The following is a 16,761-nucleotide window of genomic DNA, read 5'->3' on the forward strand; positions in this document are numbered from 1 at the left end:
TCCTCCGCATCCTGATCGTGATCACCTTCGCTATAATCCATTGACCGCGCAACACCACCTTCCAAACTGATCACGTTCGCCGAAACGGCTGATCACCATCACCGAAATCCGCACCGGGATATTCTCTTCGGAAAACTTCGCCCTTATTTCCACAAAGTTGGCATAGCACCTTGCAAAGGGGTGTGCTCGACGGATATCTTGGTCATCCGGCCTCGTGAAATGAATTGGCTGGGCTACGTTGCAATGCATGCTTCGAGTGACGAGCTAATTGCACATACTACGCGATTATCTAACGGTGCTCGAATGCCTCGTACAAGCTGGCATGATGTGGGCGCTTACACAGTTGTTCTGCCAGATGAATGTTGTGTTAAGGCATTTAACGATATTCTGAACCCACTATTTGACCGGATATTCGCTAATATGGGAGCAATGGACTGCCTGGCCTGCCTACGTGACGCGCTACTGCCTCGCCTAATCTCAGGTAAACTACGCATCCCCGAAGCCGAGGCCCAACTGAACGAGGCAGTTGCATGAAAACAGCTCTTGCCCGTCTAGAACGCGTCAACTTGCGGGAAGCCTGGAGGCACGAAGCGGGCGAGTTTACACCATGGCTGGCACTGGACGATAACTTACAGCTTTTGGCGCAGGCGCTAGGGATTACTGAAATCGAACTGGTTGCAATCGAACATCCAGTCGGCGATTTTAAGGTCGATATCCTTTGTTCGGATGACGACGGTGAAATAATAATCGAAAATCAGCTCGAACCCACCGACCATAAGCATCTTGGTCAAGTTGTCACATATGCGGCCGGCGTGGGTGCGAAGAAGGTGATATGGGTTGCCGAGTCATTCAGACCAGAGCATTTGGCCGCACTGGAATTTCTGAACCAGAACACAACGGGCAACCTGAATTTCTTTGCGGCCGAAATCGAGTTGTGGCGAATTGCCGAATCACCACTGGCGCCTAGTTTCAATGTAGTGGTCAAGCCGAACGATTGGAGTAAGTCAGGTCGCGAGATTGCTCGGGCAGCCACTACAGCGACTCCAGTTAAGCAAATGCAGTTGCTGTTTTGGCAGGGGTACGTGACTTACCTTCAGAACAAGCATTCTGCGCTTCGCCCTCATACGCCGCGTCCACAGCACTGGCTCAATACCTCCATCGGTCGCGGCGGCTTCGAGCTCAGCGCGACTGTCAATGTGCGGGAAAATAAGCTCGCAATTTCCATCTATATCAGGCACGAACAGTCGAAAGCTTATTTTCAGCAGTTGGAGCAGCGCAAAATTGAAATCCAACAACAGCTTGGATTTGAGCCGGACTGGGATGAATCGCCAGATTCACACGCATGCCGCATCGGGGTCGCACGAACCGATTCATCATTATCAGATGAAGCGCGTTGGCCGGAGTATTTCGCGTGGTTCGCTGAGCGTGGAGAAAAACTTGACCGGGTGTTCCGGCCACTTATCCGGGGACTTGCATGAGCGGTATCAGCGAGGATGCTGTCGAACAGGCGATGCTTGAATGGCTGGCCAATTTGGGCTGGCAGACCGCCCACGGCCCCGACGTATCCCCCCCGGACGCCAAGACTCCGGGCACGGAACGCAACAGCTATCGCGACGTGGCATTGCGTCACCGCCTGGCTGCTGCCATTGCCAAGCTGAACCCGCAAATTCCCGCCGTCGCCCGCGACGACGCGCTGCGCCGTGCGCTAAATCCGAACACACCCGGCCACGTCAACGCGAATCGCCAGCTCTACCGCTGGCTTGTGGACGGCGTGCCGGTTGAGTTCCAGAAAGACGGTGAAACGCGCGGCGACCGCGTGCGCCTGGTCGATTTTACAGACATCGCCGCGAACGACTGGCTCGCCGTCAACCAGCTCGCATTTCAGGGGCCAAAGCAGCTTCGCCGTCCCGATGTCGTGCTGTACCTCAACGGCCTGCCGATTGTCGTGGTCGAGCTGAAAAATCCCGGCGATGAGAACGCCGACATCTGGGCTGCCTGGAACCAGCTTCAGACCTACCATCAAGACATCCCCGACCTGTTCAATGCCAACGTGCTTGAAGTCATTTCGGACGGCACCACGGCCCGTATGGGCTCGCTCACATCGAACAAGGAACGCTTCCTGGCCTGGTGCACCATTGACGGCAATGAAATCGACCCGCTTGGCGCGATGCGTGAGCTGGAAACCTTGACGCGGGGCCTGTTCCGGCGCGACTACCTGCTCGAATACCTGCGCCACTTCATCCTGTTCGAGGACGACGGCCAGCTCATCAAGAAAGTCGCTGCCTATCACCAGTTCCACGCCGTACGCGCGGTCGTGCAAAGCGTACTGCAAGCCTCAGCCCCAGGAGGTTCGCGCAAGGGCGGCGTGGTCTGGCATACGCAGGGCGCGGGCAAGAGCATCGAGATGACTTGCTTGGCTGGTGCGCTGATGGCCCACGAAGACATGGGTAACCCAACGCTCGTGGTCGTGACAGACCGCAATGACCTCGACAACCAGCTATTCGGGGTCTTTGCTGGTGCGAAGGAGCTGCTGCGTGAAACCCCGGTACAGGCCGACACCCGGCCTGAACTGCGCCGTCTACTGGCAAATCGCCCGTCCGGCGGAATCATCTTCACGACCATCCAGAAGTTCACGCCCGGGACGGACGAAGACACGTTCCCCGTGCTGTCCAGCCGCCGCAATATTGTTGTGATTTGCGACGAGGCTCACCGCAGCCAGTATGGTTTTGACGCCCGCCTACCAATTACGGACTGCAAGGGCGAAAGCACGGCCGTTCGCTATGGTTATGCGCAATATCTGCGCGACGCGCTGCCCGAAGCCACTTTCGTCGCCTTCACTGGCACGCCAGTATCACTCGATGACCGTGACACGCGCGCCGTGTTTGGCGACTACGTCCATATCTATGACATTGAGCAGGCGGTAAAGGATGGCGCTACCGTACCCATCTACTACGAAAGCCGCCTCGCCAGCCTGGAGCTGAAAGAGGGAGACGCGAGCATTCTCGATGACGAGGTGGACGAGCTGACCGAGGACGAGGAGAACGACGAGGCCAAGGTTGCGACGCTGCGCCGCTGGGCTGCTCTGGAGAAAATCGTCGGCGCGCCGCCGCGTATCCAGAAAGTCGCCGCCGACATCGTCAGCCACTTTGAGAACCGCCAGTCCGTCATGGACGGCAAGGCAATGATTGTCGCGATGAGCCGCGACATCTGCGTGCATCTGTACAACGCGATTACCCAACTTCGCCCGGAATGGCACAGCGACGACTCCACACAGGGTGCCATTAAGATAGTGATGACCGGTTCGGCGTCCGACAAGGCGATGCTCAAGCCGCATATCTACTCGAAGAAGGTGCGCGACGACCTCGAAAAGCGCTTCAAGGACCCATCAGACCCTTTTAAGTTCGTCATTGTCCGCGACATGTGGCTCACCGGCTTTGATGCACCGTGTATGCACACCATGTACATCGACAAGCCGATGCGCGGCCACAGCCTGATGCAGGCCATCGCCCGCGTGAATCGGGTTTTCAAAGACAAACCCGGCGGTTTGGTAGTCGACTATATCGGCATCGCGAACGAGCTGAAAGCTGCCCTCGCGACCTACACTCAGGCCCGTGGACGTGGCCGACCGACCATCGACGCGCGCGAAGCCTTGGCAGTCCTGGCCGAAAAGATAGACGTGCTGCACAACATGCTGCACGGCGTCGATTACGCAGCGTTCCGTTCGCAGGCGTGGCAACTGCTACCCGCTGTGGCGAACCATGTGCTCGGTCAGGACGACGGCAAGAAGCGCTTTGCCGACACGGTGCTTGCAGCGAGCAAAGCATTCGCGTTGTGCTGCACGCTCGCGGAAGCGCTTGCGTATCGTGACGAGCTAGCCTTCCTGCAAGCCGTGAAGGCCGCGCTTATCAAGCATGACGGCGCTGACAAGGCGTTGACCGACGAGCAGAAGGAACATGCGCTGCGGCAAATTATTAGCCGGGCCGTGGTCAGCGACCAGGTCATCGACGTCTTTTCTGCGGCAGGCCTGAAGCGTCCCGACATCAGCGTGCTCTCGGATGGCTTTCTCGAGGATGTGCGCCACATGCAGCAACGCAACCTGGCTGTCGAGCTGCTGGAGCGCCTGCTAAGAGACCAAATCAAGTCGCGTTTCAAGACCAATGTTGTGCAGAGCGCGAAGTTCTCGGAACTACTGCAACAGAGCCTGACGCGTTACCGCAACCGTGCCGTGGAGACTGCCCAGGTCATCGAGGAACTGATTGCGATGGCGAAGAAGTTCCAGGTTGAGGCTCAGCGCGGTATGGAGTTAGGCCTGAGCCCCGACGAGATGGCGTTCTATGATGCCCTTGCGACCAACGAAGCCGCTGTGCGCGAGCTAGGCGATGACACGCTTAAGAAAATCGCAGTTGAGCTGGTCGTGAAGTTGCGGGGCTCGGTCACGGTCGATTGGTCGAAGCGGGAAACCGTGCGTGCAAGGCTGCGTGTGATGGTGAAGACGCTGCTCAAGCGCTATAAGTACCCACCGGACCGGCAAGAGGAGGCAACGGATACTGTCCTGTCGCAGGCGGAATCGCTTTCATTAGCTTGGGTTGGAGCATAGAGAGCAACCGCGGACCACTGCAACTCCTGAATTGCGGCCCTTCGGATTCTAGGTCCTGCTGGAATGAGTCGACTTCGATATTGTGCGTGTCGTGCAGGAAATCTTGGCGTGCCTCGGGCAGAGGTGTACCAGAGGTCAATTGCGACGGTAACTGAAGACTAGTTTGTCGTCGCGTTACGCAGCCGCTGCGGCACCACCCGTCGTTCCGACCGGCTGAGACGGGTCTGCGGATTGGTCGTTACCTGCATCACCGTCGCGCTTGTACTTTTGCGCGGTGCGGCCGCTCTTGTCTTCGGGCAGATGGTACAAAACCACCGCCATGTGTCGAATCTGGCAGGGCAAGCCAGTGGCGACATGGTCATGGAAGGAGATGTACGCCAGCTTGGGACGGAGAGGGCAGTCTTCGATGCGAAAGTTATCCAGTGGCACTTTCGTGCCTGCCGCCACGTTCGCAGCTTCTTGTATCCATTCCTTAAGTAAGGTCGCAGCCTTTGGACGCAAAGTGTACGCAATTAGAGCCCCGCGCGTGAACAAAGGATTGGCGGTGCGGTAACGCGTGGTCAGTTGCAAAAAGCCCTCGCGCACATCGGCCAGGCTCTTGTACTTCTTTGCTTCGCCAATCCACGTCCACTGCGGATTTTTCCATCTAACCGTCAGGTCCTTGCTTCCGCCGCCGGAGGTGCCATGAGTTGCGTCGTAGCCGGCCATCTGTAGCGACGTGACGAGCTTTTCAGTCAAAGCATCTTCATTGTCTTTCTGATGATGCTGAGGATTCTCCTCGAGCCTCGTGATTGCATAGTCCAACATCTCGTTGAAGATGTCGATGAACTCTTCATACGTTTTGACGAAGTGCTGCCGGACCATATTCCGATGGACGGGATTGTCCTTGACCATGAGCATAAAGTCATTGAGCGACACGTTAGGCAGCCCGTTCATTTCCTTAAGGCCCTCCGTGCGATGTCCGACGGTGCGTAGCAAATGAAAAGCTTAGTGCTTAACTCGCTATCCCGTTCTCCCGTGATTGGATTGATGTTGTGCTCGGATGCGGCCTTTGCTGCGTCGTCGTCCAGCAGGATGACCTCGTCGTCATCAATGTATTCGAGCTGCAGTGTCAGGAGTTGAACACCCGCGCCTGCGAAGAAATGCACAACGTTCAGCACTGTAAGTTGCTGGTCTGAACGTACGCTATTGGTCGCTTCGAAGAACGCCGATAGGGGAAGAAACCTGCAGTCGAGGTTCTCGGCCACCAAGTCGAGAATGACGTGACCGACCTGCGTCTCGGGGCGGTCGCCCCAGACGCTTGCAAGTCCAGCCAACGCTTCGGCCTTGTTCGCAGGAACCATGGATGGTCAGAGATACTTCAGGACTTTGTTTATGCCGACCGCGATGAGCGGTACCGAGTCGGCGGAAACATAGAAACCTTCCAGGCGCGGTAGCGGGTTTGACACCTCGCGAATCAGTGCCTTCATTTCCACCTCAACTTGTCCAACCGGGATTTTTGAGTCCCAGTCTACCGCCAACTCGTAGGGTTTGAGCTTTTGTTCGACAGCTCGAGCACCGGCGTGATGGAATTTCTCGGAGCGCAGGTCGTCATCCGATTTAATCATTTTTTCATGCTTGCGCGAGCCCGTAAGAGTACGAAACGATAATGCACGTACGGTGCCTTCACCTTGCGTGAAATAAATTCCGCCTATTGCCGGGAAGACGTTATAGGGTTCAGTTTCCCATGCCTGCTTGAGCACGGGAATGTTGTTGCAAAGCGTGCCGAATACGCTGAGAACTGCCGTCCCAAGAAAGCCGCGAACACCTTTCGCAGGCTGGTCGATGCAAATCTCAATTCGCTGCAGACCCGGGCGGATAATCGCGACGTCGAAGGCTTGGAAATGAACCTTCTTGACCGTGATGAGTTCGTCAATTCCCTTGTAGGTCTGTTGAACCTGCGAGGGAAGCTGGCTGTACTCATACTTTATGCGGTCGTCATAGGTGCGGACAGAACAGTAAACGAGCGCATATTCATCATTTCCTAACGAGCGCACTTCGACCAGCGTCGAGTCTGACGGCGCAGTCAGAAGTTGCTGCGAAGGCAAAGGTAGCGGGTATGATGCCGAAAACACAGATGCTGGGACGGTTGCCCCCTTCAGCGTCGCGAGCAACGCCGTCTTGGCGCTGTCAGGCAGGTCGTAAAGCTGAACGTACCGGTCGCCGGCTATCATGTGTTCTCTGTAATAGTCCGCCAGGAACTGACGCAACTTCGGCCCGTTACCGTGCTTATCGCAGGCGGCCCCCTCGAGTTCAGTCCATCCCAGTCCCGTGGGAAGGTTTGCCTTTTTCAGCGCTGCTCGAACCTTCGGCCAACGGCATCGATTGCGCATAGCGCCGATTATGGCGTCAGATTTTGCCACCAAAGTATTTGTATGCGTGAGTGCGCTTGCCCCGGCCATTTCTTCGGTCTCGATAGTTTTGTTCGATAGGTTGTCGCGTGACTCTCGTGCACCCTATTACGGGGTGGAGCGACGCGGTATTGTAGAACAATCGTCAGATTGGCGAACAGTGGTTCGCCCTAGAACGGGAGCATCGATTCCGCGGTGGAGCGCCTTGGAAAGGGGGCACCAAACTATTGAGCGGGTCAGGTTGTCCCTATATGCGCCCAAAAAGTCATGCGCGCAATTGGCGACTATACGATAAGACTTGTCACAACACGCTCCTTATGACAACGCTATCGCACTCATCCGAATTTGACGCCACAGTTGTAGATTTGGCGACCATTATCGACGTTCACGCAGGGGACTACCCTCTGCTATCCGTCTGTCACAAAGCCCACGGTCCCGACGTAACCTGGCTATATGCGCACTTGGTCATCGAGGTGTTTATCGACAAAAATAGGCCCGTGTCTATCCGCTCGCGGGTACTTGGCACGATATCGGTCTGCGTTGGAAGCCTTCAACAGGCCATGGAGCTATTACGTCGGACTGAGGGGCTTCGCCAAAAGCGAGACGTGCCATACATACGCCTATGTTAAACCCCCGGCGCGAGCTCTCGTGGAAACGCACACCGCATCTTATCGATGGCAAATGGATGAGGCGGTGGGTATGTGCCTGTCATCCACGCTGGGCTCGCACTAATGGGCTCAGGCATGATGAAGTTAGCTGGACCAGGTTCCTTCCTACGTGCAGGTGCGTGATACCGTAGACGAAGGAACCTGAAGTCCGGCTCCGCGTGAATCCATAGGTCTTCGAGCGTTCTGTACCGCCCGTCGAATCTAAATCTAAGCCACTCAGGACGGTATCCGGATGAAACGCCAACGAGTGATGTTGCAGTTGAAAAAAACGACGGCCGCCTCAATGAGGCGGCCGCAGTTATGTGCAGAGTAGCGTTAGGCTAAGCACCAGAAGTCCGAGCTATCGGGACTCAGTCAGTAATACATGTCTCAGTGGATGGTTCCCAAAATCTCACCTTATGGGTCACGCTACAGAAAAATCAAACGTCAATATTCCCCGCCCGCAACGCGTTCGACTCGATAAACGCCCGCCGCGGCTCGACGTCATCCCCCATGAGGGTAGTAAAGATCCCGTCTGCAGCAATTGCGTCTTCGATCTGCACACGCAGCAGACGCCGCACAGCCGGATCCATCGTCGTTTCCCACAGCTGCTCAGGGTTCATCTCGCCAAGGCCCTTGTAGCGTTGCTTCGAAACGTTCCGCTCAGCATCCGCCAGCAGCCACTTCATTGCGCTCTTGAAGTCCGCCACGGCCATGCTGCGCTCACCGCGCTTGATGACCGCACCTTCCCCAATAAGCCCCTTGAACGTATTCGCGGTGGTCACGAGCTGCTGATAATCCGCCGTGTGCTGGAATTCCTGGTCGATGACCGAGACCCGCACGTTGCCGTGGTGCGTGCGCTCGACATGCAGCGCACGTTGTTCGCGAACCGGGTCATACGAAGGCACCACACGAACTTCGTTCTTCAAAGCCTCGTCATGCAACGCCGCATGAAGCGCCTTCGCCGAAGCCTCAGTCGAAGCCTCGCTGGAGAGATCGATCACCACCCCATCCATGACCGCTTCCAGCGCGGCCGGGTCATACAACCGGCTCAACCGCTCGATCACGCTCTGCGACAGCAGATACGACCGTGCCAGCTCCCCAAGCGCATCGCCCGAAATCGCAGCCGCATTCTCACCCGGCACCAGCTCCGACCCTTGCAGCGCCAACCGCAGCATGTGCGCGTTGAGCTCCACGTCATCCTTCAGATACCGCTCGTCCTTGCCCGCCTTGATCTTGTAAAGCGGCGGCTGCGCGATATACACGTACCCGCGCTCGATCATGTCCGGCATCTGGCGATACAGGAACGTGAGCAGCAGCGTCCGGATGTGCGCACCGTCGACGTCCGCGTCGGTCATGATGATGATGCGGTGATAGCGGAGCTTCTCGAGGTTGTAATCGTCCTTGCCGATCCCGCACCCAAGCGCCGTCACGAGCGTGACGATCTGCTCCGACGACAGCAGCTTGTCGTAGCGTGCCTTCTCGACGTTCAGCACCTTGCCGCGCAGCGGCAGAATCGCCTGGAACTTGCGATCACGCCCTTGCTTGGCCGAGCCGCCTGCCGAGTCACCCTCGACGATGTAGATTTCGCACTTAGCCGGGTCTTTCTCCTGGCAGTCCGCGAGCTTGCCCGGCAGGCCGACGCCGTCGAGCACGCCCTTGCGGCGTGTCATCTCACGCGCCTTCCGCGCAGCATCCCGCGCCCGAGCAGCCTCCACGATCTTCCCGCAGATGATCTTCGCGTCGATCGGCGTTTCCAAAAGGAATTCTTCCAGCGCCTTCGCCACAACCTCTTCAACCGGCGCACGAACCTCAGAAGAAACCAACTTGTCCTTCGTCTGCGAGCTGAACTTCGGCTCCGGCACCTTCACGGACAGCACGCACGACAGCCCTTCGCGCATGTCGTCGCCGGTCGTCTCGACCTTCGCCTTCTTCGCGATTTCGTTGTCGGTGATGTACTTGTTGATGACGCGCGTCATCGCGGCCCGCAGGCCGGTCAGGTGCGTGCCGCCGTCGCGCTGCGGAATGTTGTTCGTGAAGCACAGCACGTTTTCGTTGTAGCTGTCGTTCCACTGCATCGCGACTTCGACGCCCACGCCATCCTTCTCGCCGTTCGCGAAGAACACCGTCGGGTGCAGGTTGGTCTTCGTCTTGTTGATGTACTCGACGAAGCCCTTCACCCCGCCGGCGAACGCGAAATCGTCTTCCTTGCCCGAACGCAGGTCCGTGAGACGAATCCGCACGCCGTTGTTCAGGAACGAAAGCTCGCGCATCCGCTTCGCGAGGATGTCGTAGTGATACTCGACCGTGCCGAAAATCGTCGGATCGGCCATGAAATGCACTTCGGTGCCGCGGTTCTCGGTGTCGCCGGTCACGAGCATCGGCGACACTTCCACGCCGTCCACCACCTCGATCACGCGATCCTGCGCGACGCCGCGGTGGAATTCCATGAAGCGCTTCTTGCCGTCGCGCCGCACGGTGAGGCGCAGCCAGCTCGACAGCGCGTTCACGCACGACACACCCACGCCGTGCAGGCCGCCCGACACCTTGTAGCTGTTCTGGTCGAACTTGCCGCCGGCGTGCAGCTCGGTCATCACGATCTCGGCGGCACTGCGCTTCGGTTCGTGCTTGTCGTTCATCTTCACGTCGGTCGGAATCCCGCGGCCGTTGTCGGTCACGGAAATCGAGTTGTCGGCGTGAATCGTCACGTGGATGTCGTTGCAGTACCCGGCCAGCGCTTCGTCGATCGAGTTGTCGAGCACCTCGAACACGAGGTGGTGCAGACCGGTGCCGTCCGACGTGTCGCCGATGTACATCCCGGGGCGCTTGCGCACCGCTTCCAGACCTTCGAGGATCTGGATCGACGAGGCGCCGTAGCTGCTGTTATCGGGTTGCGAATTGTGCTGTTCACTCATGGATATCTTCCGGTTCTGCGAGGCCACTCTAGTGGCGGCGCGGTGCGTTTCAGCGAAGGAAATCGCCGGGCCGCTCCAGTTTCCTGGCCCATCCACGGTGCCGGTCAGGCACCGAAAGGGCGGGTTGTCGGTTCGCCATAAAAACGCCAAAGGGGCTTGCCGCCCCCTGGTGTGTGTCTTGATGTCGTGCGCGTCAGATGCGCATCGGCATCACGACATACTTGAACTCGTCGTTCTCGGGCACGGTGATCAGCGCGCTCGAGCTGGCGTCGCCGAGGCTCACCTGCACGGTGTCGACCTTCAGGTTCGCGAGCACGTCGAGCAGATACGTGACGTTGAAGCCGATGTCGACGGTATCGCCCTGGTAGGCGATTTCGAGTTCTTCCTGCGCCTCTTCCTGATCGGCGTTGGTCGACATGATCTTCAGCTGGCCCGGCGCGATGATGCAGCGCACGCCCTTGAACTTGTCCGAGGTCAGAATGGCCGCGCGCTGCAGCGAACGCTGCAGTTCTTCACGGCCGATCTCGAACGTGTTCTTGTGCGCCTTCGGGATCACGCGCTGGAAGTCGGGGAACTTGCCCTCGACGAGTTTCGACACGAGCTCGACCTGGCCGAACGTGAACTTGGCCTGGGTTTGCGCGATGTCGATGGTGACGGTGTCGTCGATGTCCTCGAGCAGGCGCTGCAGCTCGAGAATCGTCTTGCGCGGCACGATGACTTCCTGGCGGCCGAACGTGCCGCCTTCGAGCTTCATCGACGAGAACGCGAGGCGGTGGCCGTCGGTGGCCACGGCCATCAGCTGGTCGCCGTCGACGACGAGCAGCATGCCGTTCAGGTAGTAGCGGATGTCCTGCTGCGCCATCGCGAAGTGCACCATGCCGAGCAGCTGGCGGAACGACTTCTGCGGGACGGTGAGCGTAGCGCCGAAATCCTTGGCCTGCGCGACGGTCGGGAACTCGTCGGCCGCGAGCGTCTGCAGTGCGAAGCGGCTCTTGCCCGATTGAACGGTGAGGCGCTTGTCGGCGAGCGACAGCGTGACCTGGCCGTCAGGCATCGCGCGCAGGATGTCGAGCAGCTTGCGGGCCGCGACGGTGGTCGCGATCTGGTCGCCGCCGACGCCGAAATCGGCGCGCGTGGTGATCTGCAGCTCCAGGTCGGTCGACAGGAATGAAACGTCCGGGCCGTTCTTGGTGATCAGCAGGTTGGCGAGGATCGGCAACGTATGGCGGCGTTCGACGATGCCGCTGACCGTTTGCAGCGGCCTGAGGAGGGTGTCTCGTTCGGTCTTGACCAGTTGCATAGAGTTCCTTCGTTGAGTAACGGCCTGCAGCGCAGCAGCCTCGCAGCGCCCCGCCGGCCGGGCTCTCGGCCCGCCACCACCGGGGCGGTCAAACCAGTATTGTGCCTCAAAACCGAACCGCCCCCCTTAAATTGGGGCGGAGGCCGAATTATCAAGCGCGGTGCGCGCGCTCAGCCCTTCAGCGTCTGTTCCAGCACGTGCAGCTCGTGGTTGAGCTGCGCGTCCTTGCTGCGCTCGTCGGCGATCTTGCGCACCGCATGCAGCACGGTGGTGTGGTCGCGCCCGCCGAACAGCTCGCCGATTTCCGGCAGGCTCTTCTGCGTGAGTTCCTTCGCCAGGTACATCGCAATCTGCCGCGGCCGCGCGATGTTCGCGGGGCGCTTCTTCGAATACATGTCGGCGACCTTGATGTTGTAGAAGTCGGCGACGGTCTTCTGGATGTTCTCGACCGAAATCTGCCGGTTCTGCACGGTCAGCAGGTCCTTCAGCGCTTCCTTGGTCAGCTCGATCGAGATCTCGCGGCCATGGAACTTCGAATACGCGAGGATCTTGCGCAGCGCGCCTTCGAGTTCGCGCACGTTCGAGCGCAGGTGCTTCGCGACGAAGAACGCGACGTCCTCCGACAGGTTCACGCCTTCCGACTGCGCCTTGCGCATCAGGATCGCGACGCGCATTTCCAGCTCGGGCGGCTCGATCGCGACGGTCAGGCCCGAGTCGAAGCGCGAGATCAGGCGATCGTCGATGCCCGAGATTTCCTTCGGATACGTGTCGCTGGTGATGATCACCTGCGCCTTGTTCGCGACGAGCGCCTCGAACGCGTAGAAGAATTCCTCTTGCGTGCGCGACTTGCCGGAGAAGAACTGGATATCGTCGATCAGCAGCAGGTCGAGCGAGTGGTAGTAGCGCTTGAAGTCGTCGAACGCCTTGCGCTGGTACGCCTTCACCACGTCCGACACGTACTGTTCCGCATGGATGTAGCGGATTCGCGCGCCGGCCTTGTCGAGCAGCAGCTGGTTGCCGATCGCGTGGATCAGGTGGGTCTTGCCGAGGCCGACGCCGCCGTACAGGAACAGCGGGTTATACGAGATGCCAGGGTTGTCCGCGACCTGGATCGCGGCGGCGCGCGCGAGCTGATTGGCCTTGCCGGTCACGAAGTTGTCGAACGTGAGCACCGGGTTCAGCTTCGAGCGTTCGTACATCGAATCGGCTTCGCCGCCGTTCGCGGGGGCCGCGCCGGGGCCCGGGCGCCACGTGCGGCGGCCGGCCGCCGCTTCGTGCGCGGGCAGGCTCGGCAGGTCGATGTCGGCGTCGTCGGCGTTCAGGTGATGCGCGGCGGCCGCCGACGGCGTCATCGGCACGTCGGCCGGCGCGCTGGGCGCGGCGGCGGCATTCGCGGTCAGGTTGGCGGCGATCGCGGCGACCGTCGCGGCCGGGCCGTTCGGGGTGAGCGGCGCGCGCGGGGCGGCCGGCGCGCTGCCGGCGGGCGCGCTGCGCATGCCGGCCTTCGGATCGAGGACGAACTGGACTTCGATCGGCGCCTTCCAGAAATCCCGGGCCAGATCGGAGATCCGTCCCGAAAACTGGCTCTTGACCCAGTCCAGCTTGAAACGGTTCGGCGCGGCGATGGACAGCGTGTTCGCCGACGCATCGAAGGCCACCGGGGCCAAGGGTTTGATCCACGTCACGTACTGCTGGGGCGTCAGCTCGCGCTCCAGCAGTGCGGAACAGTGTTGCCAGAAATCGTTCATCAAGTAACTGTCGTTTTTTGCGTGCACAGCGCGGCTCGCCGGCGCCCTTGTCGCGGTCGCGCAACAAGGCCCGAAGCGGTCGTGCGAGCGTGCCTCGGACGCCTGCGTCACAGTGTTGGAGGGGCAGGCGCGAGCCGAGGCGGCGTGCGGGATTCTTGGAGATAAGGCGAGATTCTAACGCCAAACGCGGCCACAGCGGGACTTATCCACAGGCTGTGTTGGTGAGGCGCGGGGCCGGATCGGAGCGGCCCGGCACAGGCGAGCGACTCGTAAAGTATTGACCGTCAACGGAAAAACGGTTTAAATAGCGGGTTCCGCGAAAACCAATCCTGTATTCCCGGCGATTGCGTTCGCCCGAATGCCTCCGGTTAAGGGCACGCGGTCCCCTGAATTTCGACATTCTCGAACAAGTGAGAACATCATGAAACGTACTTACCAACCGTCCGTGACGCGCCGCAAGCGCACCCATGGCTTCCGTGTCCGCATGAAGACGGCAGGTGGCCGCAAGGTCATCAACGCTCGCCGCGCGAAGGGCCGCAAGCGCCTCGCCATCTAAGGCAGGTTGCGCGCTGTGTCCGCCGTCCGCAGTCCTGCGGAAGGTGCCGTCGAGCCGGGTGCGAATCCGTCGCAGACGAAAGCCGCCTTCCCGAAAGCTGCGCGACTTCTGAAAACGGATGAATTTTCATCCGTTTTTCGTTTGCGCCCCTGGCGGCGCTCCGCGCACTTCGTGATTTACGGCAAGCCGACCGGTCAGCCTGCACGTCTGGGGCTCGTCATCGGCAAGAAGTATGCGCCGCGAGCGGTGACGCGTAACCTCGTGAAGCGGCTGGCGCGCGATCAGTTTCGCCTGCGCCGGGCCGAATTCGCCGGTTACGACCTGCTGCTGCGGCAGCACACGCGCTTCGACAAGAAAGCGCTGCCGAGCGCGGCTTCCGCCCCGCTCGCGGCGATGTGCGCGGCCGAGATCCGCGAACTGCTCGACAGGGCAGTCCGGGAAATCGCGCGCCGTGCGTCGAAGCCCGCGTCCGAGTGACGCATCCGTGCCCGGTGCGGCGTTCGCGCCTGCCCGGCCGGTTTTGACGCGGCGTCGTACGGCGCCGCCCAAGGTATGGAAACGGTACTGATCGCCTTGCTGCGCTTCTACAAGGTTGCCGTGAGCCCGATGCTCGGCAACCGTTGCCGTTTTTATCCTTCCTGTTCGGATTACGCGCGCGAGGCAATCCAGTATCATGGCGCCGCGCGCGGCACGTATCTCGCCGTCAGGCGCGTGTGCCGATGCCATCCGTTTTCCGCGGGCGGCATCGACCTCGTCCCGCCGCCCAACTCCGACACTCGCGCTCGCGGCGAAGCCGACGCGCGGTCCCATCGACTCTGAGACAACGCATGGATATCAAACGCACCGTCCTATGGGTGATCTTCTTCATGTCAGCTGTCATGCTGTACGACAACTGGCAGCGGTCCCATGGACGCCCGTCGATGTTCTTCCCGAGCGCCACGCAGACGGCCCCCGCGGCCGCGGCCGGCGGCGCATCGGGCACGGGCGCGACGACGACGACCGCAGGTGAAGTGCCTGCCGCCGCGGCCGGCGCCGCACCGACGACGACGGCCCCGGCCGCGCAGGCGCAGCTCGTGAAGTTCTCGACCGACGTGTACGACGGCGAAATCGACACGCGCGGCGGCACGCTCGCGAAGCTGACGCTGAAGAAGCAGGGCGACGGCAAGCAGCCCGACCTGTACATCACGCTGTTCGACCACACGGCCGGCCACACGTATCTCGCGCGCACGGGCCTGCTCGGCGGCGATTTCCCGAACCACAACGACGTCTACACGCAGCTGAACCCCGGCTCGACGTCGCTGACGGGCGACCAGAACACGCTGAAGCTGTCGTTCGAGTCGCCGGTGAAGGGCGGCGTGAAGGTCGTGAAGACCTACACGTTCACGCGCGGCAGCTACGTGATCGGCGTCGACACCAAGATCGACAACGTCGGCACGGCGCCTGTCACGCCGACGGTCTACATGGAACTGGTGCGCGACAACACGGCCGTCGAAACGCCGATGTTCTCGCACACGTTCCTCGGGCCGGCGGTCTACACGGACGCGAAGCACTTCCAGAAGATCAACTTCAGCGACCTCGACAAGAACAAGGCCGACTTCGTGAACTCCGCCGACAATGGCTGGGTCGCGATGGTGCAGCACTACTTCGCGTCGGCGTGGATTCCGCAGCAGGGCGTGAAGCGCGACATCTACGCTGAAAAGATCGATCCGACGCTGTACCGCGTCGGCGTGAAGCAGCCGGTCGCCGCGATCGCGCCGGGCCAGTCGGCCGACGTGCAGGCGCGCCTGTTCGCCGGTCCGGAAGAAGAGCGCATGCTCGAAGGCATCGCGCCGGGCCTGGAGCTCGTGAAGGACTACGGCTGGGTGACGATCATCGCGAAGCCGCTGTTCTGGCTGCTCGAGAAGATCCACAGCTACGTCGGCAACTGGGGCTGGGCGATCGTGCTGCTGACGGTGCTGATCAAGGCCGTGTTCTTCCCGCTGTCGGCCGCGAGCTACAAGTCGATGGCGCGCATGAAGGAAATCACGCCGCGCATGCAGGCGCTGCGCGAACGCTTCAAGAGCGATCCGCAGAAGATGAATGCCGCGCTGATGGAGCTGTACAAGACCGAGAAGGTCAATCCGTTCGGCGGCTGCCTGCCGGTCGTGATCCAGATCCCGGTGTTCATCTCGCTGTACTGGGTGCTGCTCGCCTCGGTCGAAATGCGCGGCGCGCCGTGGATTCTGTGGATCCACGACCTGTCGCAGCGCGATCCGTTCTTCATCCTGCCGGTGCTGATGGCCGTGTCGATGTTCGTGCAAACGAGCCTGAACCCGACGCCGCCGGACCCCGTCCAGGCGAAGATGATGAAGTTCATGCCGATCGCGTTCTCGGTGATGTTCTTCTTCTTCCCGGCCGGCCTGGTGCTGTACTACGTCGTGAACAACGTGCTGTCGATCGCGCAGCAGTACTACATCACGCGCAAGCTCGGCGGCGTCAAGAAGAAGCCTGCCTGACGCCCGTTGCACGCGCGGGCGGCCAGCCGCCCGCGACGCACGCAAAAAAAGCCGCATGGTTCATGACCATGCGGCTTTTTTGTTTCCCGGCGGCGACGGCGGCGCGCCGTTCC

12 protein-coding genes are annotated in these 16,761 nt (G+C 60.3%); 6 read left to right on the plus strand and 6 right to left on the minus strand.

Annotated elements, in window-relative coordinates; all coding sequences use genetic code 11:
• Positions 1-530 precede the first annotated feature (530 nt).
• Complete coding sequence (locus AC0KUR_RS35870) at positions 531-1,478, plus strand: DUF4268 domain-containing protein (RefSeq protein ID WP_081064077.1); 948 nt, start codon at positions 531-533, stop codon at positions 1,476-1,478.
• On the plus strand, positions 1,475-4,597 hold the full coding sequence (locus AC0KUR_RS35875; protein ID WP_473377235.1) for a type I restriction endonuclease subunit R: 3,123 nt from the start codon (positions 1,475-1,477) through the stop codon (positions 4,595-4,597). Before AC0KUR_RS35870 ends, AC0KUR_RS35875 begins: the two co-directional genes overlap by 4 nt.
• 174 nt (positions 4,598-4,771) lie before the next feature.
• On the opposite strand, the gene AC0KUR_RS35880 is transcribed toward AC0KUR_RS35875, so the two are convergent.
• From AC0KUR_RS35880 to dnaA, 6 genes are all read right to left on the minus strand, one after another.
• Positions 4,772-5,533, minus strand: a complete 762-nt coding sequence (locus AC0KUR_RS35880) for a hypothetical protein (RefSeq protein WP_473377236.1) — start codon at positions 5,531-5,533, stop codon at positions 4,772-4,774.
• Positions 5,530-5,940, minus strand: a complete 411-nt coding sequence (locus AC0KUR_RS35885) for a hypothetical protein (RefSeq protein WP_473377237.1) — start codon at positions 5,938-5,940, stop codon at positions 5,530-5,532. The genes AC0KUR_RS35880 and AC0KUR_RS35885 overlap by 4 nt, the downstream gene beginning before the upstream one ends.
• A gap of 6 nt (positions 5,941-5,946) precedes the next feature.
• Positions 5,947-7,038 (minus strand): hypothetical protein, encoded by a 1,092-nt coding sequence (locus tag AC0KUR_RS35890; RefSeq protein ID WP_473377238.1) that lies wholly within the window; start codon positions 7,036-7,038, stop codon positions 5,947-5,949.
• Between the two features lie 1,036 nt (positions 7,039-8,074).
• Positions 8,075-10,549, minus strand: coding sequence for a DNA topoisomerase (ATP-hydrolyzing) subunit B (gyrB, locus tag AC0KUR_RS35895; RefSeq protein WP_200089149.1), 2,475 nt, complete (start codon positions 10,547-10,549; stop codon positions 8,075-8,077).
• A gap of 193 nt (positions 10,550-10,742) precedes the next feature.
• Positions 10,743-11,849 (minus strand): DNA polymerase III subunit beta, encoded by a 1,107-nt coding sequence (gene dnaN / locus AC0KUR_RS35900; protein ID WP_006490996.1) that lies wholly within the window; start codon positions 11,847-11,849, stop codon positions 10,743-10,745.
• Between the two features lie 170 nt (positions 11,850-12,019).
• Entirely contained in the window at positions 12,020-13,597 is a 1,578-nt protein-coding gene (gene dnaA, locus AC0KUR_RS35905) for a chromosomal replication initiator protein DnaA (RefSeq protein WP_473377239.1), read from the minus strand.
• Positions 13,598-14,018: 421 nt separating this feature from the next.
• Here dnaA and rpmH point away from each other — a divergent pair, with 421 nt between their 5' ends.
• From rpmH to yidC, 4 genes are all read left to right on the plus strand, one after another.
• The gene (gene rpmH, locus AC0KUR_RS35910) at positions 14,019-14,153 is read left to right on the plus strand and encodes a 50S ribosomal protein L34 (protein WP_004198824.1); all 135 of its coding nucleotides are present in this window, start codon (positions 14,019-14,021) and stop codon (positions 14,151-14,153) included.
• 15 nt (positions 14,154-14,168) lie between these two features.
• Positions 14,169-14,630 carry a ribonuclease P protein component gene (gene rnpA, locus AC0KUR_RS35915; RefSeq protein WP_006489941.1) on the plus strand — a complete coding sequence of 154 codons (462 nt, stop codon included), beginning with the start codon at positions 14,169-14,171 and terminating at the stop codon, positions 14,628-14,630.
• 75 nt (positions 14,631-14,705) lie between these two features.
• Positions 14,706-14,972, plus strand: a complete 267-nt coding sequence (yidD, locus tag AC0KUR_RS35920) for a membrane protein insertion efficiency factor YidD (protein ID WP_006750110.1) — start codon at positions 14,706-14,708, stop codon at positions 14,970-14,972.
• A gap of 8 nt (positions 14,973-14,980) precedes the next feature.
• On the plus strand, positions 14,981-16,648 hold the full coding sequence (yidC, locus tag AC0KUR_RS35925; RefSeq protein ID WP_034190191.1) for a membrane protein insertase YidC: 1,668 nt from the start codon (positions 14,981-14,983) through the stop codon (positions 16,646-16,648).
• Positions 16,649-16,761: the final 113 nt, after the last annotated feature.

It is taken from the genome of Burkholderia sp. YHN3-13, assembly GCF_055810675.1.